Below are 21,467 nucleotides of genomic sequence, written 5' to 3' on the forward strand. Positions count from 1 at the left end.
TCAAATCAGTCATTGTTTCCAGTAACAAGCCTGTTGTTATGAACGGGTAGGCACATTATTGTCACTCATTATAAATTAGTTACCTATCTAATGTTTATTAACTCAAAAAAATACTTGCACTTAATCCAAATCTGGCTATATTTGCACTCCCAACAACGAAAAAGTTTATAAGCTATAAGCAAAACGAAAGGGAAAAAATTGAGATCACACCAAAATCTCAAATAAAAAAATGCGAAAGTAGCTCAGTTGGTAGAGCACGACCTTGCCAAGGTCGGGGTCGCGAGTTCGAATCTCGTCTTTCGCTCTAAATCCCTCTCTAAAAAGGAGGGATTTATTTTTACAAGGTTAATTGCCTTGCCCAGATGGTGGAACTGGTAGACACGCAGGACTTAAAATCCTGTTCCCGTAAACGGAGTGCGGGTTCGATTCCCGCTCTGGGTACTTAGAAATTGAATCGACACAAAGCCTGATATGAAAGTATTGGGCTTTGTTGTGCAATATAAGTGATACAAAAAAGCCCTGAGTTGCGGTTGGTCGGAATCTTATATAATAAGAAAAAACTTACCTGTTACCGGAACATCAACAGGGGCGTTATTTAAAACATTTTCTGATCTTAAAAATTTAAGAAATTGTTAGTAATTAGCTCATGTGTTAATGTTCATTTTCTCAGATTCAACTTTTGGGTAATGGCTTAGCCAAAAAAAGGTCGCCTCCATTTAAATATCTTGTTGGCATGGCATGAAGATCTACATCACCACTAATGGTTCCAGCCAAATCCATCATAAATACTCCATTTTGTGTTTCATTAAAAAACCAACCGTGGCTATTAAAGGGATCGTTAGACATACGGGTTATCCTTATTCGAGCACCACAATACGTGCTATGGGTAACGCGGAGGAAATAGATTTATTTCTTGCAGGGAAAAGCAAGTAACACTTAAAAAGCTCGAAAAAATATACAATTATCTAAAATAAGCTATCTACTTTTAGAGTAAAGCAGCCAAAGCCTTATTTTAACCTTTAATAAAAAATCAAAAGTTTATTTGTAATATATGCAAATAAGGTTGTAGCCCGTTGAGCGGAACCTTTTATTTTTTTTTGTTGCTTAGCATAACCTCACTATTTAAACCGGTAGGTAATTCCGGCCTGGAAGGTTTGGTAACGTTTGCTATACCCACCCAGCGCGTTGCTGATTTTAAAAGGCGAAAACAACTGGTAACTGCCCTCGATACTAAACCTGCTGCGGATCTGGAGGCTTAGCCCGCCGGTAAAGCCAAAACTCAGTTTATTGACGCCCGTACCAAGCAAAGCGCTCTTAACCTCGGCACCGTGGTATACCGTATCGCGCTGATCAACAATTGCGCCCAAGGTGGTACTCGCCTCCGATTGTTTGATTGCCAAACTAATTACCGGCCCTGTCTTTATGCTCAATAAATTCGATAATTTATATTCGAGCGTAATAGGCATATGCAATACCATCACCTTCCGCTCGTCAATAAACTTAAAGGGTGGCAATGAGTCGGGGCGGTAATAACTAACGTGCTCAAATTCCCCCGAAAGTGATTGAGGTGTATTTAACCTGAATCCGGCGTTAACCAACAATCGGTTTTTGAGGGTATATGAGCCAAACACTCCAAAATACAATCCGCCATTACCATTCCCTGCATTAAGGCCCGCCTCAATACCGTAATTGTACGGCGGCGTTATCATTTCTTTTGCAGTATGGTTCTTAACCTGCTTACTTTTCAGCTGTTTAGCCTGAATAACCCCGGTACCTTGCCCCGATATACTACCGCCCTTTGAGGTGCCGTCTTCCTTCCTACTAAGCACTGTATCCTTCAGCGGAGCCGAATTGCCGGTAGTTAACCATATTGACGGATCACTTTTCGGTTGGCTAACGATGTCGTCAATACCAGCGCGGAGTATGCTATCCGATTTTTTAAATGCCGCCGCTTTTTGTTGGGCCGAATGAATATCCTCAGTTCCGCTATCTGCCAACAAATTTAGTGAGCTTCGGCTCGATCTGTTAATCACGGAACCGGAACGGGCGGCAATGTGTTTATTTGCTGATAAATGAGATAAACGCCCTTTATCATATTGAGCACGGGTTGATATCAACCCCGGTCTTTCATATTTTTTGATGTTTTTTACTTCTGGAGCAGTATAATTTACCGGTGACCGACCATCAACACTTGAAGGAATTACCGAGGCACTATCTTTACCCCGCTCAGGTATAATAAACGCCTTACCCTTTGCTTCAATAACCAGTTGCTCCTTTGTTGCTTGGTTAAGTACTTTACTTAACCCGTTATTATATGGGGCTGACGATGCCAATAAACCGTCTGTAGCGGTAACGTTAGTTTTACCACGATAAACAACACTGTCTGTCCAGGTATCTTGTTTATCGGCGGTGGATTTAACAAGATGTATTGAACTGACGCGGCACTTGTTCGCCCTATTAGGGCTATCTTTCTTTAGAGCCGGCACTGCAAAATAAATCCCTGTGCCAATTAATGCTACGGCTGGCAACAGATAACTCAATAATTTAATCAGCTTTAGGCCGCTTAAATAGCCCGGATTATTCGTGGGGATGGGCAGAACCGGCATTTGCTCATCAAGTGCCTGCTGCATATTGGCCCATGCCAAATTCATATCCTCTTTTACAGGGAGACCGTCCATTTTTTTGCGCCAAAGTTTTTGATACCTTGCTGAATTTCTCATCTTCCCTTTTGGTTTTCAGTTGGTTTATCAATACTTTTAATAACAGGTGCCAGCATCACCCTGAGCTGCTTTTTAGCTTCGGATAAATGCCACCTGGAGGTACTCTCGCTAATGTTTACCTGCTCGCCAATCTCCTTGTGCGAAAACCCGTCAATTACCGAAAGGTTAAATACCAGTTGTGTTGCAACCGGCAACTGCCTTATGGCTTTTAACAGGTCTTCAGCAAACAATTTATCTAAAACAGCAGGCTCAATAAAAATATCTTCAATTTCTTCCTGGCTGTTTACCTCGGCAAACTTCGCTTCTTTTCGGCCAAGGTCAATGCACGATCTTACCATGATCGTCCTGATCCATGCTCCCAGTTCGCCTTTTTGCACATCAAACGCGTTCATATTTTGAAACACTTTTAAAAAGCCCGAATTAATGGCCTCCTGCGCCAATTCGTTCGATTTTAAATAACGGCAACATACGCGTAACATTTCAGGATAGAACAGTTTATATAACCGTTCCTGTGCCTGGCGGTCATTGGCTTTACAGCCATTGATCAGTTTAGCATCTTGCTTAATAAACAATTTCATCCAGGTGGTGCGGTGGTCGGGTATACATAGTTCTCGTTGCTATTACGCATGGGATACACCAAACGCTGGGTGAAACTCAACTTATTTTTAGTTTTTTTTAATATAGTTTTATTTTAACCAATGTAACACTTTTTAACCAGCGTTTTGATAGCGGCAGCCGTAAGGTTTGTAAACCGAACAAAACATGTATTACCAGGAGAGTTACAACCGCCATACCGATTGGTACAATAAACACTTCCCCACCAGGGAATCCAAAATTGATTGCTACCGTAAAGCAAAATCTGCCGGCAACCACCACATCGCACATTGGCTGCAGCAATTATTTTTTAACTGCCTCGATCCCCTGCTCCGCCAACAACCGCAAAAATGGCTTACCGTGGGCGATGCTTATGGTTTTGACGCGCAATATATTTTAGCCAGCGGCAACGATGCGCTGGCTACCGACCTGAGCACCGATTTTTTAGAAGTGGCCAAAGACGAAGGCGTCATATCGGCTTATGCTGCCGAAAATGCCGAAAAATTATCCTTTGCCGATCAACAATTTGATTACGTACTGTGTAAAGAATCATACCACCACTTCCCCAGGCCTTATGCCGCATTGTACGAAATGATCCGCGTGGCCAAAAAAGGAATAGTGATTATTGAACCGCAAGACCCGGTATTAAAAATGCCCTTACTGCTTTTCATCAACAACTTACTGGCTACAAATGTGCACCTGCTCAACAAAGCATGGAAAAACCGTTTCTCTTTCGAGCCCGTAGGCAATTTTGTTTACAAGGTATCTGAACGCGAGTTTGAAAAATTTGCTGCCGGGCTTAATTTGCCCATGGTGGCCTTTAAAAAGATCAACCCTAACTTTTATTTTAAAGGTGCCGACGAGCTCAAAACCAGCCATAAAAAATTTTTATCCATCCGGGTAAAAAAGCAAATTTTAGATGTGCTGGTTAAGTTAAAGCTTATGCCCGGCCAGGTTTTGGCTACCATTATATTTAAAGAGCGACCTGGATTAGGATGTATTGAGGCGTTAAAAAAGCAGGGCTATCATTTGGTGAATATTCCGGTTAATCCATATTCGAAATAGAAAGGCTAAACTTGCCATTAAGCCATCGTTTAAAATACAATCCGTTCTATTTTTAATTAAGCTAATAAATTTCAAAAAGCGCTGAAGCCGACTATTAAAATTAAAATATTATATATAAATTTATATTACAAAATACACAGAAAATCAAGCTTTTAACAACAAAAGAAGAAACTCATTAATATCGCTATAAAATTTAAAAATAGTTGCAAAATGCTAACCATTGGAATATTGATTATATTAATCTCAAACGGAGTTTTGTTATTCAAGCACAAGAGGTTTTTTAAATACTTAAAACATATATTACTTTATGATAGTATTGCATTTGTAATATTTCTGATATTCACATTCTATCAAAGTCGGAACACTCCCAATTATATTACAACTAATAGCGGTAAAATATATACAATCAAAGAATTAAATATTAATAGTCGTTTATATATAGATAGAGGCTACAAATTCAACAATTTGGCGGATTCTCTAAAGGGTTCAGTTTTCATTCAAACGGCAAATGATGATAAAGCCAACAATCAACAAAACCTATTCTCCATTATCATAAGCGATTGTATAGGATCTCGCGTATTTTTTCTTTTTGATAAGCGAATTTACAGTACTCAACTTTACAATTGGATGCCCCAAAAGAAATTCCAGGAAGTCCATCCTTTAATTACGTCTACTGACAAGGATGCAAATTACATTTTATACACTTATACTATAACCAAAGAAAAAGACACACTTTATATTGGCGGTAATCAATCTGTAATTGATAAAAAAAACAGGAAAAACATCAAAAAATGCAGTTCAAATTTGATAATTTTCAAAGAAGTACAGGCAGACCATATCACTAATTTCAACAATTTAGATAAAGACAAGCATTCATTCAAATTGCTTGTAACAGGCCCTGATTCGTTATCATTTCAACAAAAAATCATAGATCACGATTTATGGCTCAACGGTAAAAAAGGTATGCGTTTAGATAATCTAGGAAAAATCAGCAACAAAGTATGTTATAATGGAAATTTAATAGAAGCTGATTTAAGCTCAACAATAATCGACAGTTCCGGTTTCAATTCATCGCTTTTAAACAATGTCGAGTTTTCAAATTCAACATTCACTAATGTTAACTTCTTTAACTCACATCTGGATAGCACTAATTTCAATAAAGCAATTTTAAAAAACTGCATGTTTCTGGGTTCTGACCTTAGAGGTGCAATTTTCACAAATACTAAATTTAAAAACGTAGATTTTTCTTGTGCTAATATGGCAGGTGTGATATTCGAACCTGATAGTCTTCCTAATATACAAGGCATAGCATCGTCCTACAACCTGGACTCAATAACATACCGTACAGATCCAGGAGCCCTTATTAAACTAAAAGAAAAATTAAAAACAGCTGGGTTTACAGATGCTCATAGAAAAGTAACAGCAGCAATACAACGAAAAAAACATACGCTAACCTCGTCTACGGCAACCAAATTTATCGATTATCTACTTTTTGACTTTACAAGCTCATATGGTCTAAATCCCCTACGACCGCTAATTTTGCTTTTGATCCTTATATACGTTTTTTACAAAACCTATCTTTTCCTCTTCTTTATCGACAAACTTAAAATTCATATTAAACATGCAGGAACAAGTGGTGAAATGATAACAGATAAAATCCATCCGGGAAGGTTACTTTTTTTGAGCATTATCACCTCTTTTGCGATTGGCTTTGGACCATATAATATTAATGATTGGGCCAAAAAGCTGCTGGCGGAAGATTACATATTACAACCCTGGGGATATACCCGGATACTGATCGGCATACAAAATTTAATAAGCCTATACTTATTTTCACTAACAATTCTACTGTTATTTGGCGATCCTTTTAGTTTTTGGTAAAAACAACCCAGGTCGATGTTTAATTTCCGTTTATGTAATCTTATATAGCATACAATATTTATGTAAATAAATCGTAATCAAGACATTAATATAACTCTTTAAGCTGCGCTTATAATCGATTAAACCAACATTTGTTTACTTCGTCTTAATTGTCACAAAGGGCGCTACGCTTCTTTTTCAAACCTCGTTACCCCAAAATCCTTAAAAATTTCGTAATTTTAAAGCATTTTAAAGATCATGATACTGGCAACAGTAAACATAAACAACAAAGTCTATGAATGCAATTCACAATAAAGATATTGGAACCAAACAAAAGGCGCTTGCTATCAATCTTGATCCTAAAATTTATGGTTCGTTTGCCGAGATTGGAGCCGGACAGGACGTAGCCGCCAACTTCTTCAAGGCGGGAGCGTCATCAGGCACTATTGCTAAAACCATGTCGGCTTACGACATGACATTCTCCGATGCCATTTATGGCGTGCAGCAAGTACGCCGCTACGTGAGCGAACAAAGGCTGATATCCATGCTCGATCATGAATACGAATTGTTAATTGAACGGCTGGCTGCACAACGCGGTAATAACAGCACTTTTTTTGCTTTTTCGGATACGGTATCGGCGCTTAACTACAATAAAACTAACGATGGCCACGGCTGGATGGGGGTTCGCTTTCAGCTGCAACCCAACGGCGAGTTTAACGACGTGGTACTGCACGTCAAGCTGCTGGATAACGATAATAATTTACAGCAACAGGCCGTAGGTATACTGGGCGTAAACCTGCTTTATGCTTGTTTTTATTATCACGAGGTGCCACCGGTATTTTTGCTTTCGCTGATGGATAACTTATCGAGAGACAGGATACAGATTGACATGATCCGTTTTGAAGGCCCCGATTTTACCAAAGTAGATAACCGCCTAATGAGCCTCCACCTCGTAAAATACGGATTTTCTGACGCAGCTCTCTTCGGGCCGGATGGCAAAAACATGCAGCCGTCAGAAGCCATGTATAAAAAACATATCGTAGTGATTCGCGGGCGCTTCCGGCCTATCATCAACGTGCACCTGGATATGCTGAATACGGGTGTTAAGCAGTTTATGCAGGAATCGGATGTTGATAAAACTAACGTGATTGTGGTTACCGAACTTACCCTGCAATCGCTCAAAGAACGCAATGCCGATCAAACCGCCGAAATTGATGAAAAAGATTTCCTCGACAGGGTAGACATTCTTTGCTCGCTCGGCCAAACAGTACTGATCTCCAATTTCCACGAGTATTATAAGCTGGTGGCCTATCTTTCAAAAATTACCAAGTTAAAAATCGGCGTGGTTCTGGGCTACCCTAATCTGGACTATATTTTTTCGGAAGAACATTATACCGACCTGCCCGGCGGTATCCTGGAATCGTTCGCTACGCTGTTTAGCCGCAAGGTAAAGCTGTTTGTATACCCTACCCTGCGCGACGGCGTAATATGGAACTGCCTCAAATTTTTCCCGCCCCCACACCTGATCGATTTATACCGCTACCTGATCTCTAATAACAAAATTGAAGACATCAGGCATTATAACGAAAATAATTTATCGGTAGAAACCGATAACGTGTTGCAGATGATTAAAGATAACGTAGACGGCTGGGAAGAGTTTGTACCCGCCGAAGTAGCTACCATGATTAAGGAACGCCGCCTGTTCGGTTTTTCGTGCCAAGTAAAACCGCCTAAAAAGGAAGAAGTTACTGCTGCTAAGGACGTATAAATATGGTCCATAGTCCATGGTCCATAGTCCATGGATTGCGATGTGGGCTATGGGATGGATTAAAAAGAATCAATCGCTATGAACTATCGACCGTAGACTAAAACACCAATCACCATGGACTATCGACTATGGACCATGGACTAAACTATCAACCATGAACCATCGCCTACTAACTGTCCTGGCCACAGGGATTTCTCTTTTATGTACCAACCCGGTCTTTGGTCAGTCCAAAACCAATCCTGAATCGGCAAGGATGAAGCTGCCAAACCAAACTGCTCCGGTTAAGCAAAGTTCCATCACCTTCCATTTAGAAAAGGTTGCGGGCCTGGGCTCTGACGGTTTAAGTTCGTATGGTATTGCTACTAAAGCTGTCATCCGGGAACAACAGCCAGAAGAGTACAAGGCATATCCGGAGATGAAAAACAAGCCGGAAAACCTGAGCGATGTAATAGAATACTTTTATATTTTGGATGGCCCGCAGTTTTACTATCAAAACTATGTGGCTCATCTGTACACCAAAGAGTTTCTTATCGAAAAACTGGCTCAGCTTAAGTTTAAACTTGCCGATACCCTTCAGTTATCCAGGAAACCCGTTAAATGTTATATCTCGGCATTAGGTGGCATTAACGCTAATAAAGAGCACGTTTATATGGTTGACGCTAACAATAACGGCGATTTTTCGGACGACGTGATCAGGCCGCTTTTAAAAATGTGCTTGATGAAAGCGCTATCCTGAATGCGTCGGTACTGGTGGACATCACTTATGCCAATAACGGGGAAATTAAAAACGAAAAAAAGCTGGTGTTTGTAGCGCAATCCAACGATCCCCATCATTCGGGAATGGATTTTACATTTCCTGAATTCGGGTATTGCCGTTTCGTATACAAAGGTAAACCGTACCTGCTCGCTACCGGTAGCAATACAGCGAATCCATACATCACAGTACTGCCCGACCGGCCTTATTTCACCAGTATTGGCTGGGACAAACGTGTTAAAAAAGATCAAGTTGTGCAAATTGGCGATGATGAACTTTTGGTATCTAACATTACCGATAATACCAAAGAGATCACACTGACTGGTAATGATATATACGGCTTTGCCACCGGTTTAAACAGCAAGGGCACAAGCCCCCAAACGGCGGTTAAAAAAGCACCAGCTCTAACTTTAAGGCAAACCGGTTTTATAGCACCTCCAGTTAAGGGCATTAACATCAACCCAAATGCTTCGCCGGGCACATCAATAGCCACTGCCAACTTAAAGGGTAAATATGTTTTTATCGATTTTTGGAGTACCTACTGCGGCCCCTGTATCCAGGAGTTTGATTATTTGAAGGAGGCTTATGCAAAATACAACCGCCAACAATTGGAAATAGTAGGCGTGATTGATGATCGAGATCAGAACGTTACCCTACAGATTTTAAAAGAACACAATATCAATTGGCCCAATATTAAAATGGAAGCCAGCGGTACCAGCATACCGGGCTATCAGGATATCAACAGCTATCCTACCAACCTGTTGATAGATCCGCAAGGCAAAATTATTGCCATGGATTTACGGGGTGATGCCCTAATGAATAAATTGAAAACTTTGATCGCCCTTTAAAAACAAAATCCCCGGAAAGCAAATTCCGGGGACTTTCGTCAGTTTCGCAAAGCCTTTTACCGCTTTACGCGATAGCCATGCTACTTGATATCTTTCAAAACACGGGTAGCTTTGGCATAATCGATATAGTTGTATTTGCCTAAAATGGTACGATGTATCATCAGCTTATAAGTTCCCCAGGGTGCCGAAACTTCCGTTTCTATGGAATCTGTTTTTGCTGTTACCGGTGCTGATGATGGTACTTTTTCATTGAGCAATTCGTAAACAACGCGACCGTCCATTTGCCGGGGCACGGGTACATGCTGCAGGTATAATACCGTAGGCGCAATATCTACGTTGGAGGTAGGCAGTTCGCTTTCAAATGTTTTTTTGAAGCTCGGCCCGGCAGCCATCAGTGCGATATGCACCTCATACGGGCTAAACCCGCCGTGCCCCGCAACACCGCCCGAAAAACTGGTACCTTCGTAACCAAACTTATTTTTACTGTTATCCCATTTTTCATCTACCAGGATATCTGCCGAGCGCGTAGGATGGTTCCAATGGATAGCCTCAAAGGCAAGCGTTCCTGCAACCCAGCCTTTCAGGTCGCCAGGGTTAGTACCTTTGGTAAATACCGGGCCAACAAAATCCTGTTCCTGCAGGGTGGCAACAATCTTTTTAATTACTTCAGCGTCATGATTTTTTACATAGATGGCACCTTCGGCAACCACAACATCATCCGATAGGCGATCCTTTTTCAGCCCCTTTTCAATCAGCACGCTGGTTACGTTCTGCTTGCCCACATGGGTAACAAAACCATGATCTGTCGAGATGATGATGTTATAAACCTGATCCAGGTTGTTGCTTTTCAGGTACTCCATTATCCGGCCAAATTCGTGATCGACAGACTGGATCGACGCCATAGCGGTTTCGCTGCCAATACCATCGGCATGGGCGGTACCGTCGGGGTCAGAAAACCAGATGGCGCTTACCGCAGGCCCATTGGCGGCTAAACCAAATTTAATCAGCGCGTCGGCAACCCATTTGTGCTGGGCTGTATTGGGTTTTTCATGTTTGGGTATAGGGCCAATGGAGTTAACTACGGTATCTTTAAACGATTCGGGCAAAATCATGGATGGGTTTACAATAGCGCCGCCGCTAACCGTATGATTTTGCAATAAGGCCTGCCCGGTTGAACCGGAGCTGAACACCATCATGCGCTTGCCAGCGGCTTTCAATAATTCGCCCAGCGATACGGTGGTAAGCAATTTACCATTAGTAGCTTTGCTAATGCGATTCAGATCCTCCGCTTCGCCGGTATTAAGGCCCTTTAATTGATCCACCTCGGGGAAATATACCGTATTGCCCATCAGGCCGGTTTTAGCCGGATAGCTACCTGTTGAATAAGCCGATGAATTAACACGGGTTACGGTTGGGTAAACGCTATGGTGCTGTTTACCGTACGATCCTTGTTTCCTGAAGGCGTATAAATTGGGCATTGCCTCGGGGGTAATATAATCCGGGCGCAGTCCGTCAAAAAACACGATCAGCGTTTTTAGTTCTTTCGAGTTCGGTTTAACCTGGGCATTGGCTCCGGCTGCCACAAGCAGTAATACAAACGCCTGTAGTATGATTGTTTTTTTAAACATGATATTTTATCGTTATCGTTTTAAACTGGTTAATTATTTATCCCACCAAACCTTGATGTTGCTATTATCGCCACCCATAGCGGCTACCGCCGCGGCCAGGTTGGCCGGGTTTAACGATTGCAGATAAGTTGGATAAGGGATACGGCTTGGAAACTGATTTTCGGCCGGGATTCCCGATCCACGGGGCAATACCGGATAGCCGGTACGCCTTTTTTCAAACCAGGCCTGGTAATCGTTAAAAAAGTAGGCGTAATATTTTTGGATCATGATCAGTTGCAGGCGCGCATCCGCACTGGCCGTTTCATCATAAGCCACGCCAGCCTGTTGTAAATAACCGGCTGGTAAGGCAACGCCCCATTGCACCATCGAGGCGGTTATACCGTTCTCGTAATGTGTTTTTGCGTTGCCGGCAGCAGTAAAACCCTTTAGGGCAAGTTCGGCCATCATAAATTCCTCTTCGGCATAAGTAATCATCACCCCGGTTATGGCCGATGTTTTAAGCGCATCCGTATAACTGGAGTTTTTACCTACCACATATTCGGTTGTGGTGGGGTATCCACTCTCAATCCCCTGGTAAACATTTTGCCCGTTTACCGGTACGGTTAGGGCCCACACGGCACGACGCGGGTCGTTCCAACTGTTCAGGTGATCAATAAAAAATTTGGTATAATAGGTACCGTCGCGCCAGTCTAACTGCCTTGCGGTATAATACGGATTAAAGTATGGGTAAACGTTCGGGAACTTATAGATGCCCTCGTCGGCATTCGATGCGAATACAGGATATTTAGTTGGATTAGCCAGTATAGCTTTGATCTGATCGCTGATGCCTAATTCCGAATCACGTTTAATCAAACGTAGCAGCAGCCTGATGCGCAGCGTGTTACAAAACTTCTTCCAGCGCTGTATCCCCAGGTTTTTGCCGCTTGTTAAGGCATTAGACGGGTAAACGCCATCGCCGCCGTAGGTAAGCGCTTTTGAATCGTCGAACAAATCATTAGCTGTCGAAAGATCTTTCAAAATTTGGGTATAGATATCTTGCTGCTTATCAAACTTTGGCAAAAAATTACCATTATCTGCTTTAATAGCTTCAGAGTAAGGCACATCGCCATAAACATCCGTCAGGATAGAATAGGCCCAGCATTTATAAACCAAACCTATGGCTTTGTAATTGGGCTCTTTTAACCTATCAGCACTGGCTATTATTAACTCTATATCGGCCAGATAAGTATAAAAGCTGGTCCATACGCCGGTACCGGGCGTAATTACATAACGGTGTACACCGCCGCCGCTACTGCTGCGCGGTGCATCAACCTGCATCAGCTCGTGGGTAAAGCCACGTGCAGCGCTGATACTACTGCTCACAATACGATATTGCATTTGGCCGAGCACTACGCCTGGGTTTACATCCTTAGGTCGGTTAGGGTCGGTATTGATCTGTTCAAAGTTTTTGGTGCACGATACCGATAGGCAGCTGAGCAGCAAAATGATTAGATATACTTTTTTCATGGTGTAAAGATGATTAGAGTTTGAAGGTGAGGTTAATACCCATAGTTCGCGGCGAAGGGAACTGCATCAGCTCAACACCGGGTGTTAAGGTGCCGCTGTTCAAGTTTCCGCCTTCCGGATCAAAACCAGGATATTTGGTAATATCAAATAAGTCGCGACCATAAATTGCTACGCTGGTTTGTTTTAAGCCTGCCCTGGTAAGCAATGCCAAAGCCAGGTTAAATTCAATGCGCACCTCCCTCAGTTTTAAATAGCTGGTATCAAATATGTTATTCTCGGCATTGTTAATGGCGTAATAGTTTTCGTAGTAGGAGCTGGCCGATACGCTAACCGTATTGGGGCGATAAACACCATCGGCGCCAAGTACCACGCCATCGCCTACAATCCCATTATCGCGGCCGGGCAGCGTTACCTTGGTTTTACCCAGCGTATTGTTTTTATGGTTGGTTTGCGAAAACATTTTGCCACCGTGCTGATAATCAAGCAGGAAACTAAACTTCACTTTTTTAATACTGAATTCGTTTAAAAGGCCGACCTTCCAATCAGGGAAAGCATTGCCCAATAATTTGGAGGTTGGGTTAAGTGGAGCAGGCAATCCGGTAGAGTTATAAATAACCTTCCCCTCGGGCGAGCGCTGGTAGCCCAAACCGTATAAGTCGCCCATTCGGCCACCCACGCGGGCTTCAATGGTAACGTTACCATCGTGACTGTAAATAACATAGTTATTTAAACTATTAGTCAGTTCACGCACGTAACTCCTGTTCTCGCTCCAGTTAAGGGTAGTGTTCCACCTAAAGTTAGATTTTAATACCGGTGTACCCTTTAGTTGCACCTCTACCCCATTGCTTTCAATCAATCCGGCGTTTACCAAGGCATTGGCGTAACCGGAAGTTGGATCGAGCGGGATGGCCAATATCTGGTTACGGCTGCTGTTGCGGTAAACAGCAATATCGGTTGACAGGCGATTATTAAACAACCTTAAATCCAAACCGGCCTCGTAACTTGACGTAATTTCGGGTTTAAGTGTGGGGTTATATAAGGTTGTAGGCGAGGTAAAGCTGTTACTGTAAATCTTATCATAGTATTTTGAAGTTTGATAAGGCCTGGTATCGTTACCTACCTGGGCGTATGATAATCTCAGCTTGGCAAACGAAACCTGTTTTGGAAGGCTAAATATATCGCCCAATGAGAAACTGGTACTGATGGAGGGATAGAAAAACGAATTGTTTTTATAAGGCAGCGTACTGCTCCAATCGTTACGACCGGTAAGGTCCAGAAAGAAGGCATCGTTATACGACCATTGCGTAGCAGCGTATAAACTATTTACGGCTTTCTTTGTGCGTTGTGGATCGGCCACGGCCGGATCAAGGCTGTTAGATAACTGGTAAACACCCGGTTGCGCCAGCTGATCGGCATACATCCCCGCGAAATTGTAATCCGTGGTTAAGGCATTAGCACCCGCGTTAATGGAGTACTTTATTTTTTTGCCAATTTTATCCTTATAGGTTAACAATAAATCATTGTTGGCCTCGTAACTATAAACATTCTCTTCGCGGTAGCTACCCTTAGGATATTTGGTGATACTGTAAGGGCGTTGCTGAGAACGAAATTCGCTCGACATATCCAAACTGGTACGCAGCATCAGTTCCAATTTACTGTTAAACTGGTAATTGGCAGAAACTGTACCGATAAACCCGTTTTTTGATAGTTTATTTAAATCTTCGTAGATATCGATATAAGGATTATCCGGCCCAGGGTTAAACGGATTTTTTTGCGCTACCCCAGTTAGCCCCGGTTGCCAGTAAGGCTTAAACCAGTTGTGATCAATGTTGGCCGCTGTACCTATCGCCAGGAAATACATCAGCGTTTGGTTGTTGTACCCCGCCGACGGAAGGTTATCGCTATTTTTGTTGGTGTAATTGGCTTTTGCGCTTATCTTGAGCTTATCCGTCATTTTATGATTAACCGATAGCGCTACCGATGTACGCGCAAAACCTGTATTAGGGATGATCCATTTGTTATCCAAATGTGATAACGAAAGCCTGGCCGAACTCTTCTCGTCGCCACCTTCGATAGACAGGTTGTTGGTAACGGTAGATCCGGTTTGAAAAAAGCCCTTTACATAATCCTTATAGGCAACCCAGGGCGTGCGCACAGTTGCTTTATTGTCGGGTGTATTTGGGTCGTATTGAAAATAAGATTGCCCGTTAAACTTAGGCCCCCAGGCCCGGCCAGCGGCGGCGTTGGTACTGGTATTGATACCGTCCGGACTGTCGCCATAAGAGTAGTAGGCTGTGGTTCTGCCTTCGCCGTATTCATATTGATAATCGGGCCAACGGTTAACCTGATCAATGCTCACGTTTAAATTGTAGGTAATACCCAGGCCGCTCTCTTTACGGGCTCCACTTTTGGTGGTGATAATCAAAGCGCCACCGGCGGCCCTGCTACCGTAAAGCGCTGTCGCGCCGGGCCCTTTAAGTACAGTAATGCTTTCGATATCATCGGGATTAATATCCGAAACATCCGAGCCAAAATCTACCGGGCTATCGGCGGCTAAGTGCGCCTTAAAGCCGGTGCCGGTCACTTTGCTATTAACAGGTACACCATCAAGTACAATAAGCGCCTGGTTATTGTCAAGGTTTAAAGAGTTTTCGCCACGCAGGGTAATCCGCGAAGAACCGATAGGCCCCGAGCCTGTACCCTGGATATTTAAACCGGCTACTTTGCCCGAAAGGGAGTTAACCCAATTATTGGTCTTGGCATCTTCAACCGCGTTGCTTTTTAGCGTTTGTGCGGCAAATCCCAGCGATTTTTCTTCGCGTTTAATGCCAAGGGCGGTTACCACAACATCGTTGAGCCGGGTAGCATCCTGCACCAGTTTTACATTGATAACGTGCTTGCCGCTAACCAGTACTTCGGTTTTTTTAAAGCCGATGAACGAAAATACCAGTGTTTGCCCCTCTTCGGCCATTATACCATAGTTCCCTTTAGTATCAGAAACGGCTGCATGGGTTGTGCCTTTGATGCTGATCGTTACACCCGGCACCGGGTTGCCTTCGTTATCGGTAACCGTACCGGTTATACGCACGGGTATATTGGCAATTGGGTTAGCGCTACCTTTTGTACTAATTACCACGGTATGATCAACAATGGTATAAGTAAAGGGCTGGCCTTTGAGTACCAGCGTTAAAGCCTGTTCCAGGGTGGCATCGCGTAAGTAAACATTCTCTACATATACCTTTTTAATCAGCGTATTATCATAAAAAATACTTTGACCGCTCTGGTTTTTGATAATGGTGAGCAACTTGCTCAACGGTGCATTTTTTTCGTTTATGGAGATGTGCTGGGCCGATGTTTTTGCTGATAAATGTAAACACGCTACTATTAATAATATGAAAGTTAATTTCATTACCAGGAAAATTTTGGAATAAGGAAAAACTTCCTGAGCGGGGCCTTTCCTGCTTTGGTTGAATTGCATACTTTTGCATTGTTTGGGTTAATAAAAATTCTGTAGTTAAAAGATTGTTTTGGCTACCCAGGCATATAGCCGGTCGTGTTCGCAGCACTTCCGGTTTTTTTGTGGGTATAGTTTTTTACTGTACTGTTTCCATGTTGTGTTTTGGGGATTAAAACTTGTTAAATTTTATTGTTTATTAGGGTTGGATATAAAGATTTTCACCTTCTATTTTAAAGTGCACGCCGCTTGCCTCTAAAATTTTCAGTACGCTTGATAGCTTTACGCTCCGCTTAATCTGACCAACAAATTCGTGATTGCCAGCGTTGCCGTTGTAAACCGTATTCACATCATACCAGCGCGAAAGCTGGCGCATAAGCGTTGGCAGATCGGTATTATCAAAAACAAAGTAGCCGTTCTTCCAGGCCACGGCGGCTTCGGTATCGCTGTTATTGATAATGGTGATCCGGTTGTTGGTTACCTCGGCCTGCTGCCCCGGAGTTAATATTTTACTGTTGCTATGCGCGGATAATTTAATGCTGCCCTCTAACAAAGTGGTTTTAATGGTATTTTCATCATCATAGGCGTTAATGTTAAAGTGGGTACCCAGCACCGTTACATTTTGGCCCCTGGTTTCAACTATAAATGGCTTATTTTTATTTTTAGCCACCTCAAAATAAACTTCACCGGTAATGCTCACCCTGCGCTCGTTGCCGGTAAAAGCTGTTGGGAAAGTAATGGACGAAACCGAGTTGAGCCAGATTTTGGTTCCGTCAGGCAGCGTTATTTCATATTCACCGGCTTTTGGCGTGCTCACGGTGTTATAGGTAACCTGGTTGGCTGTAGCATTTTGCCATTTATCGGAGCTGCCTGTAGCCTGGTAAACCAATTGTCCGTTGCGTATCTTATCAACCTGTGTATTGCCCTGTAACGCAATGGTGCCATTGCCCGCATTGCCCAAAACTATTTTTTTCCCGTTAGCCAAGGTCAATATCGCCCTGTTTCCGCCAGGCAGCGCATCGTTTTTAATAACCCTTGTAACAGCTACAGGTTTATTGAGATGCGTAAAATGTGAATACACGATTACCGAAGCCGATGCCATCAAGATAACAGCAGCCGCATATTTAAGCCAGGCCGCAAATACAAAGCTTTTTTTGTTATCCCTTTCAGTTGATATTTCATCATCAGCATGGATGCCAGCTTCAACGTTTATCGCTTCGTTCAAATAAACATCCAGCTTGCCCTCTTTTACCAGATGAGCAAAAACTTCCAGTTCATCATCAGTGGCATTTCCGGCCAGGTAGCGGCTAACTAATTGCTTGTAGTATCTATCATCCATTATTGATGGCTTTTAGTACTAAGACGGTAAAAGTTAAATGGAGGGTAGCAGAAAGATGAGATTTAATAATTACTTAACACAAGTAGCTATTTAGCCCCTGAAAAGTACCGTTAACAGTATGCTAAGCGAAATGCCCAGTTCTTTTTTTACAGAATTGCTCAGAATTTTCATGGAGAACACCATGTGATTTTTTACCGCGTTGCGCGAGATACCTAAAATATCGGCCACTTCATCATAAGATTTTCCCTGCTCACGGCATAGGGCAAAAATTTCTCTCGTGCGCTCAGGTAATGATGCCAATACCCTGTCTAAAAACAAGCGGTATTCTTTATCCAGTAAATTTTCGGCCGTACTATCGCGCTGCTCTATAAAGCTGCGGATAACTTCGCCCATGGCCACTTCCGAACGGAACGCAGCCTTTAAGCTATCTAAGGCATGGTTGCGAGCAGCGATATATAGGTAAGCTTTAAATGATTTGATTTGAGCCAGTTTGGCCCGGTTTGCCCATACTTTGATAAAAACCTCCTGGGTAATATCCTCGGTAAGTTCAGTGGATTTTAAAATCTTGAACAGAAACTGTTTTAAGGGATTAACATAACGGCTGTAAATTACTGTAAAAGCCTGATAATCGCCGTTAACCATAAGCTCCTGCAGTTCTGCATCCGAAAGTACTTCCACCTCTGCCATAAATTAACTTTAAGGACTATTAACTTTTGCAAAATAAAGGCAAGCGTATTAGCTTAATGTTAACTCTATAAAAACACTGGGTGCTTGTTGGAAATGAGGCATAAGATGTAAGAAGCAAGAGACAAGAAGCAGGAAAAGAAAAAAGTTCAATATAAAACAATAAATCAGGGAGTAAAGTTGGGCCCCCCTCTTACATCTTACATCTTACATCTTGCTTCTTACATCTTCCCCCCCCTATCTAACCGCCATACTGGTTTTGTATTTAATTAAAGCTGCCACAATGGAATGCACGATGGCTTGCTGCCCTTCGTCCGAGTTAAGGTATTTTTCTTCGCTTATGTTATTGATAAAGCCAGTTTCAACCAGTACGGCGGGCATGGCGCTATGGGCCAATACCAAAACCCCCTGCTCCTTAACTCCTAAACTGCGGCGGCCATCATTGGCTGTAAACTGCTGGTTAATTAATTCGGCAAACTGAACGCTTTGTTTACGGTATTTTTGGCGGAAGGCATTTAAAGCGATAAAAGCCGTAGGATCGTTTTCGTTATAATCGCTATAGGTTTCTTTGTAGTTTTTTTCAATGTAGATCGACGCGTTTTCGCGGAGCGCTTCCATCTGTTCCTGGTTTCTGTGAAAGCCATACACCAGCAGCAATACCCCTTTATGATAATTATCGGCCCTGATTTGCGGCGAAGAGTTACAATGGATAGATATAAATAGATTGGCGCCATTTTTATTGGCAATCTCCGATCGTTTATTCAACTCGATAAACTTATCGGTACTGCGCGTCATCACCACATTAACATCCGGAATTTGCGCTTCTATAGCTTTTTCTAACTTTTTGGCGATGGCAAGTGCAACATTTTTTTCAAGCGATATGGCACCATGCGCACCGGGATCTTTGCCACCGTGCCCAGCGTCGATCACAACGGTTTTAAATTTAAACGATGTAGGGACGGATTGATCTTTTTGCTGGGCGTTTGAACTAAACGCCAGTGTTAACATCAGCCAAAAAAACAAGAACTTTTTTAAATTAGATAGCATCATTTAAAACAAAACACAATCAATAATAAAGCAAACATAAAGCAATACAGAGCTTTACTTTGCAAAATTTACCTAACCACAGGCTTTAACTCACAACGACTACTGCTTACTATTATTTTTTTCTTTCAAGTTTCCAGTAAATGATTTCAAAGTATAAGCCATGTTCCACAGCCAATTCCTTCCTCCTTTTATCCAGAATCACATCAAGAGATTCAGCCGATGCAGACGCTGGCACAGATAAATAAGCAATAACATTACCTGTTTGGCTGTTCACAAAGTGGTAATGTTTTTTATCATCGTCCATAACAGGTTAAACGTATAACAATTTATTTTGTTAGAGCCAGTTATAATTATTTATCAAGCAGTTTTCTTATCCTAACATCTTTACCGTTAAACTATCTCCAGGGCCTGGAATATTTGCTTCATTGAAAATTGCGCACCACATACAAACTCATCTGCCGCGCCATAATAAATGGTGATGGTATCGCCGTTAACTATATGCCCGTTAGTAAATACCACATGCCAAAAAAAGCCTGTCAGCTCGTAACTTTCCGTTGGCACCATAATCGGATCAACGGTACGGGCAATTACTACCGAAGGTTCGTCAAGACTCAGCAAAAAAGCGCCGAGGCAATATTGATGCTCGTAATTGGCACCATGATAAATTTCGAGCCATCCTTTTTCGGTTTTAATGGGCGCCGCACCCGCCCCCACCCTGGCGCTATCCCAGCTATTTAAACGGGTTTTAATAAGGCACTGGTGGTTGCCCCAGTGGATACCATCCGGCGATTGTGCCAGCCAGATGTAATTGCCGCCAATATCAACACTGCTGGGCCGGTGAAGGGCATAATACATTCCGTTAATCTTCTCCTCAAAAATGGCACAGTCCTTATTGTGAGGAGGCAATATCATGCCAAGCGATTCAAAGTTCTTCCAATCGGTAGTGGTGCGTAAACCAACCCCCACCCCGCTGGCCGATACTGCTGTAAAGGTGAGATAATATTTATTGTCCAAATGAGCTACGCGGCAATCTTCAATGCCAAAAGTTTGCAAAGCTCCTATTCCAAATAAGGGTGGATAGCCCTCCGGTTGGTAAAATTTAATTCCATCATCGCTACAAAGCAGGCGCAAATGGGATAGTGTAGTTAAATAATCCACACCCCGGTATCTTATCACGCGCGGATCAGTAGTAACAACGTCTGGGTCATCCAAAGCTATCTCCATAATTTCGGTGGTGCCGGTTTCGGTCAAAACGGGGAACGAGATCACAGCATCACTTTGTTCGGGCCTCTCCGCCACGCGTACCAGTAGCCACGTTTTATTCTCAAATTGAAACACACCTGGATTTAACAGGCAGGCAATGTGTAAGCCATCCATGCTGGGCTTTAAATCCGAGGGCGATAATATCGGATTTTCCGGAAAACGACGGGCTATATCTTTCATGTTTCATTTCAGGTTGATGTCATTTCTAAACACTACGGTTTTGAAATAGGTTTTAATTTAAAAAGATAAATCGAAAGCTATAGGCAAGTGAATAGCATTCGCACAGCGTGTAAAATATACGCTGTTACTTCGGGCTCCTGACTTTTCACTTCCGGAATGATCCACAATCAGCTACAGTGTACCCTTCTTGGTAGCATCTTTTTCATCGTCGGTTTTTTGCATCCATTGCTCAAAAACCCTGATGGCATCGCTTGCGCCAATTCGTTTAAACTGAACCTTCCGGCCTGTTAAGGGTTTAGCCAGTTCTTCGGTAATAAAAGTATCACTAAAGCCAGCCCATTCGGCATCTGTTTTGGTATTGCCGTAATAAACCACATTTATTTGAGCCCAGTAAATGGCGCTGGTACACATGGGGCAAGGCTCGCAACTGGTGTACATAATACAACCTTCTAAATCGGGCGATTTTAAGGCCTGGCAAGCCGCACGAATGGCATTAACCTCGGCATGAGCAGTCGGGTCGTTTGAGCTGGTTACCGTATTGCCTTCACACGCTATAACTTTGCCATTTTTTACAATAATCGCCCCAAACGGGCCGCCCAAATTGGTTTTCAGATTATCGGAAGAACATTTGACAGCCATATTCATAAACTTTAAATGCTCCGCATTAACTTCGGTATTCCTCATTCGCTGTATTTTGAATTTTCTTTCCCAACAAACACCGGTATAACGTTATTAGTTTTACATTAATTAAAATCAG

17 protein-coding genes and 2 tRNA genes are annotated in these 21,467 nt (G+C 42.6%); 7 read left to right on the forward strand and 12 right to left on the reverse strand.

The window, feature by feature from the left end:
• The first annotated feature begins 231 nt into the window (after nucleotides 1-231).
• Both MUCPA_RS35375 and MUCPA_RS35380 read left to right on the forward strand, forming a co-directional pair.
• Nucleotides 232-304, forward strand: a tRNA-Gly gene (locus MUCPA_RS35375).
• Between the two features lie 52 nt (nucleotides 305-356).
• Nucleotides 357-441 (forward strand) — tRNA-Leu (locus MUCPA_RS35380).
• Nucleotides 442-672: 231 nt separating this feature from the next.
• On the opposite strand, the gene MUCPA_RS38060 is transcribed toward MUCPA_RS35380, so the two are convergent.
• The 3 genes from MUCPA_RS38060 to MUCPA_RS35390 all read right to left on the reverse strand — a co-directional run bounded on the left by MUCPA_RS38060 (nucleotide 673) and on the right by MUCPA_RS35390 (nucleotide 3,298).
• Entirely contained in the window at nucleotides 673-846 is a 174-nt protein-coding gene (locus tag MUCPA_RS38060; RefSeq protein ID WP_008513467.1) for a hypothetical protein, read from the reverse strand.
• 272 nt (nucleotides 847-1,118) lie between these two features.
• Nucleotides 1,119-2,720 carry a hypothetical protein gene (locus MUCPA_RS35385; protein ID WP_008513470.1) on the reverse strand — a complete coding sequence of 534 codons (1,602 nt, stop codon included), beginning with the start codon at nucleotides 2,718-2,720 and terminating at the stop codon, nucleotides 1,119-1,121.
• The gene (locus MUCPA_RS35390) at nucleotides 2,717-3,298 is read right to left on the reverse strand and encodes an RNA polymerase sigma factor (protein WP_008513472.1); all 582 of its coding nucleotides are present in this window, start codon (nucleotides 3,296-3,298) and stop codon (nucleotides 2,717-2,719) included. The genes MUCPA_RS35385 and MUCPA_RS35390 overlap by 4 nt, the downstream gene beginning before the upstream one ends.
• Nucleotides 3,299-3,482: 184 nt before the next feature.
• On the opposite strand from MUCPA_RS35390, the gene MUCPA_RS35395 reads away from it, so the two are divergent.
• The 5 genes from MUCPA_RS35395 (at nucleotide 3,483) to MUCPA_RS36630 (ending at nucleotide 9,609) form a co-directional block, all read left to right on the forward strand.
• Nucleotides 3,483-4,379, forward strand: coding sequence for a class I SAM-dependent methyltransferase (locus tag MUCPA_RS35395; RefSeq protein WP_008513473.1), 897 nt, complete (start codon nucleotides 3,483-3,485; stop codon nucleotides 4,377-4,379).
• A 465-nt stretch (nucleotides 4,380-4,844) separates the two neighbouring features.
• Nucleotides 4,845-6,260 carry a pentapeptide repeat-containing protein gene (locus MUCPA_RS35400; protein ID WP_157544056.1) on the forward strand — a complete coding sequence of 472 codons (1,416 nt, stop codon included), beginning with the start codon at nucleotides 4,845-4,847 and terminating at the stop codon, nucleotides 6,258-6,260.
• Nucleotides 6,261-6,534: 274 nt separating this feature from the next.
• The gene (locus MUCPA_RS35405; protein WP_008513477.1) at nucleotides 6,535-8,007 is read left to right on the forward strand and encodes a hypothetical protein; all 1,473 of its coding nucleotides are present in this window, start codon (nucleotides 6,535-6,537) and stop codon (nucleotides 8,005-8,007) included.
• A 154-nt stretch (nucleotides 8,008-8,161) separates the two neighbouring features.
• Nucleotides 8,162-8,743, forward strand: coding sequence for a hypothetical protein (locus MUCPA_RS35410; RefSeq protein ID WP_008513479.1), 582 nt, complete (start codon nucleotides 8,162-8,164; stop codon nucleotides 8,741-8,743).
• Nucleotides 8,719-9,609 (forward strand): TlpA family protein disulfide reductase, encoded by an 891-nt coding sequence (locus tag MUCPA_RS36630; RefSeq protein WP_008513481.1) that lies wholly within the window; start codon nucleotides 8,719-8,721, stop codon nucleotides 9,607-9,609. Before MUCPA_RS35410 ends, MUCPA_RS36630 begins: the two co-directional genes overlap by 25 nt.
• 80 nt (nucleotides 9,610-9,689) lie before the next feature.
• On the opposite strand, the gene MUCPA_RS35420 is transcribed toward MUCPA_RS36630, so the two are convergent.
• The 9 genes from MUCPA_RS35420 to MUCPA_RS39390 form a co-directional block, all read right to left on the reverse strand.
• Nucleotides 9,690-11,237 carry an alkaline phosphatase family protein gene (locus tag MUCPA_RS35420; RefSeq protein WP_008513483.1) on the reverse strand — a complete coding sequence of 516 codons (1,548 nt, stop codon included), beginning with the start codon at nucleotides 11,235-11,237 and terminating at the stop codon, nucleotides 9,690-9,692.
• Nucleotides 11,238-11,270: 33 nt separating this feature from the next.
• The gene (locus tag MUCPA_RS35425) at nucleotides 11,271-12,743 is read right to left on the reverse strand and encodes a SusD/RagB family nutrient-binding outer membrane lipoprotein (RefSeq protein WP_008513484.1); all 1,473 of its coding nucleotides are present in this window, start codon (nucleotides 12,741-12,743) and stop codon (nucleotides 11,271-11,273) included.
• A gap of 13 nt (nucleotides 12,744-12,756) precedes the next feature.
• Nucleotides 12,757-16,221, reverse strand: a complete 3,465-nt coding sequence (locus tag MUCPA_RS35430; protein WP_008513487.1) for a SusC/RagA family TonB-linked outer membrane protein — start codon at nucleotides 16,219-16,221, stop codon at nucleotides 12,757-12,759.
• Nucleotides 16,222-16,396: 175 nt separating this feature from the next.
• Entirely contained in the window at nucleotides 16,397-17,536 is a 1,140-nt protein-coding gene (locus MUCPA_RS35435) for a FecR family protein (protein ID WP_008513490.1), read from the reverse strand.
• A 90-nt stretch (nucleotides 17,537-17,626) separates the two neighbouring features.
• Nucleotides 17,627-18,223: an RNA polymerase sigma factor gene (locus tag MUCPA_RS35440; protein ID WP_008513492.1), complete on the reverse strand. Its 597-nt coding sequence runs from the start codon at nucleotides 18,221-18,223 to the stop codon at nucleotides 17,627-17,629.
• A 234-nt stretch (nucleotides 18,224-18,457) separates the two neighbouring features.
• On the reverse strand, nucleotides 18,458-19,228 hold the full coding sequence (locus MUCPA_RS35445) for an N-acetylmuramoyl-L-alanine amidase family protein (RefSeq protein WP_169316222.1): 771 nt from the start codon (nucleotides 19,226-19,228) through the stop codon (nucleotides 18,458-18,460).
• Between the two features lie 151 nt (nucleotides 19,229-19,379).
• Nucleotides 19,380-19,571: a hypothetical protein gene (locus MUCPA_RS35450; protein ID WP_008513495.1), complete on the reverse strand. Its 192-nt coding sequence runs from the start codon at nucleotides 19,569-19,571 to the stop codon at nucleotides 19,380-19,382.
• Nucleotides 19,572-19,657: 86 nt separating this feature from the next.
• Complete coding sequence (locus tag MUCPA_RS35455) at nucleotides 19,658-20,710, reverse strand: glycoside hydrolase family 130 protein (RefSeq protein WP_008513497.1); 1,053 nt, start codon at nucleotides 20,708-20,710, stop codon at nucleotides 19,658-19,660.
• 171 nt (nucleotides 20,711-20,881) lie between these two features.
• Complete coding sequence (locus MUCPA_RS39390) at nucleotides 20,882-21,394, reverse strand: nucleoside deaminase (RefSeq protein WP_008513498.1); 513 nt, start codon at nucleotides 21,392-21,394, stop codon at nucleotides 20,882-20,884.
• Nucleotides 21,395-21,467 lie beyond the last annotated feature (73 nt).

This window comes from Mucilaginibacter paludis DSM 18603 (assembly GCF_000166195.2).
GTDB classification, from domain to species: domain Bacteria; phylum Bacteroidota; class Bacteroidia; order Sphingobacteriales; family Sphingobacteriaceae; genus Mucilaginibacter; species Mucilaginibacter paludis.

Bases quoted from the DNA above. Each gene is read 5' to 3' on its own strand.
- MUCPA_RS38060 (WP_008513467.1), bottom strand. From the start codon at position 846: ATGTCTAACGATCCCTTTAATAGCCACGGTTGGTTTTTTAATGAAACA.
- MUCPA_RS35420 (WP_008513483.1), bottom strand. From the start codon at position 11,237: ATGTTTAAAAAAACAATCATACTACAGGCGTTTGTATTACTGCTTGTG.
- MUCPA_RS35455 (WP_008513497.1), bottom strand. From the start codon at position 20,710: ATGAAAGATATAGCCCGTCGTTTTCCGGAAAATCCGATATTATCGCCC.
- MUCPA_RS39390 (WP_008513498.1), bottom strand. From the start codon at position 21,394: ATGAGGAATACCGAAGTTAATGCGGAGCATTTAAAGTTTATGAATATG.
- MUCPA_RS35450 (WP_008513495.1), bottom strand. From the start codon at position 19,571: ATGGACGATGATAAAAAACATTACCACTTTGTGAACAGCCAAACAGGT.
- MUCPA_RS35430 (WP_008513487.1), bottom strand. From the start codon at position 16,221: ATGCAATTCAACCAAAGCAGGAAAGGCCCCGCTCAGGAAGTTTTTCCT.
- MUCPA_RS35435 (WP_008513490.1), bottom strand. From the start codon at position 17,536: ATGGATGATAGATACTACAAGCAATTAGTTAGCCGCTACCTGGCCGGA.
- MUCPA_RS35385 (WP_008513470.1), bottom strand. From the start codon at position 2,720: ATGAGAAATTCAGCAAGGTATCAAAAACTTTGGCGCAAAAAAATGGAC.
- MUCPA_RS35410 (WP_008513479.1), top strand. From the start codon at position 8,162: ATGAACCATCGCCTACTAACTGTCCTGGCCACAGGGATTTCTCTTTTA.
- MUCPA_RS35390 (WP_008513472.1), bottom strand. From the start codon at position 3,298: ATGAAATTGTTTATTAAGCAAGATGCTAAACTGATCAATGGCTGTAAA.
- MUCPA_RS35405 (WP_008513477.1), top strand. From the start codon at position 6,535: ATGAATGCAATTCACAATAAAGATATTGGAACCAAACAAAAGGCGCTT.
- MUCPA_RS35445 (WP_169316222.1), bottom strand. From the start codon at position 19,228: ATGTTAACACTGGCGTTTAGTTCAAACGCCCAGCAAAAAGATCAATCC.
- MUCPA_RS35440 (WP_008513492.1), bottom strand. From the start codon at position 18,223: ATGGCAGAGGTGGAAGTACTTTCGGATGCAGAACTGCAGGAGCTTATG.
- MUCPA_RS35395 (WP_008513473.1), top strand. From the start codon at position 3,483: ATGTATTACCAGGAGAGTTACAACCGCCATACCGATTGGTACAATAAA.
- MUCPA_RS35425 (WP_008513484.1), bottom strand. From the start codon at position 12,743: ATGAAAAAAGTATATCTAATCATTTTGCTGCTCAGCTGCCTATCGGTA.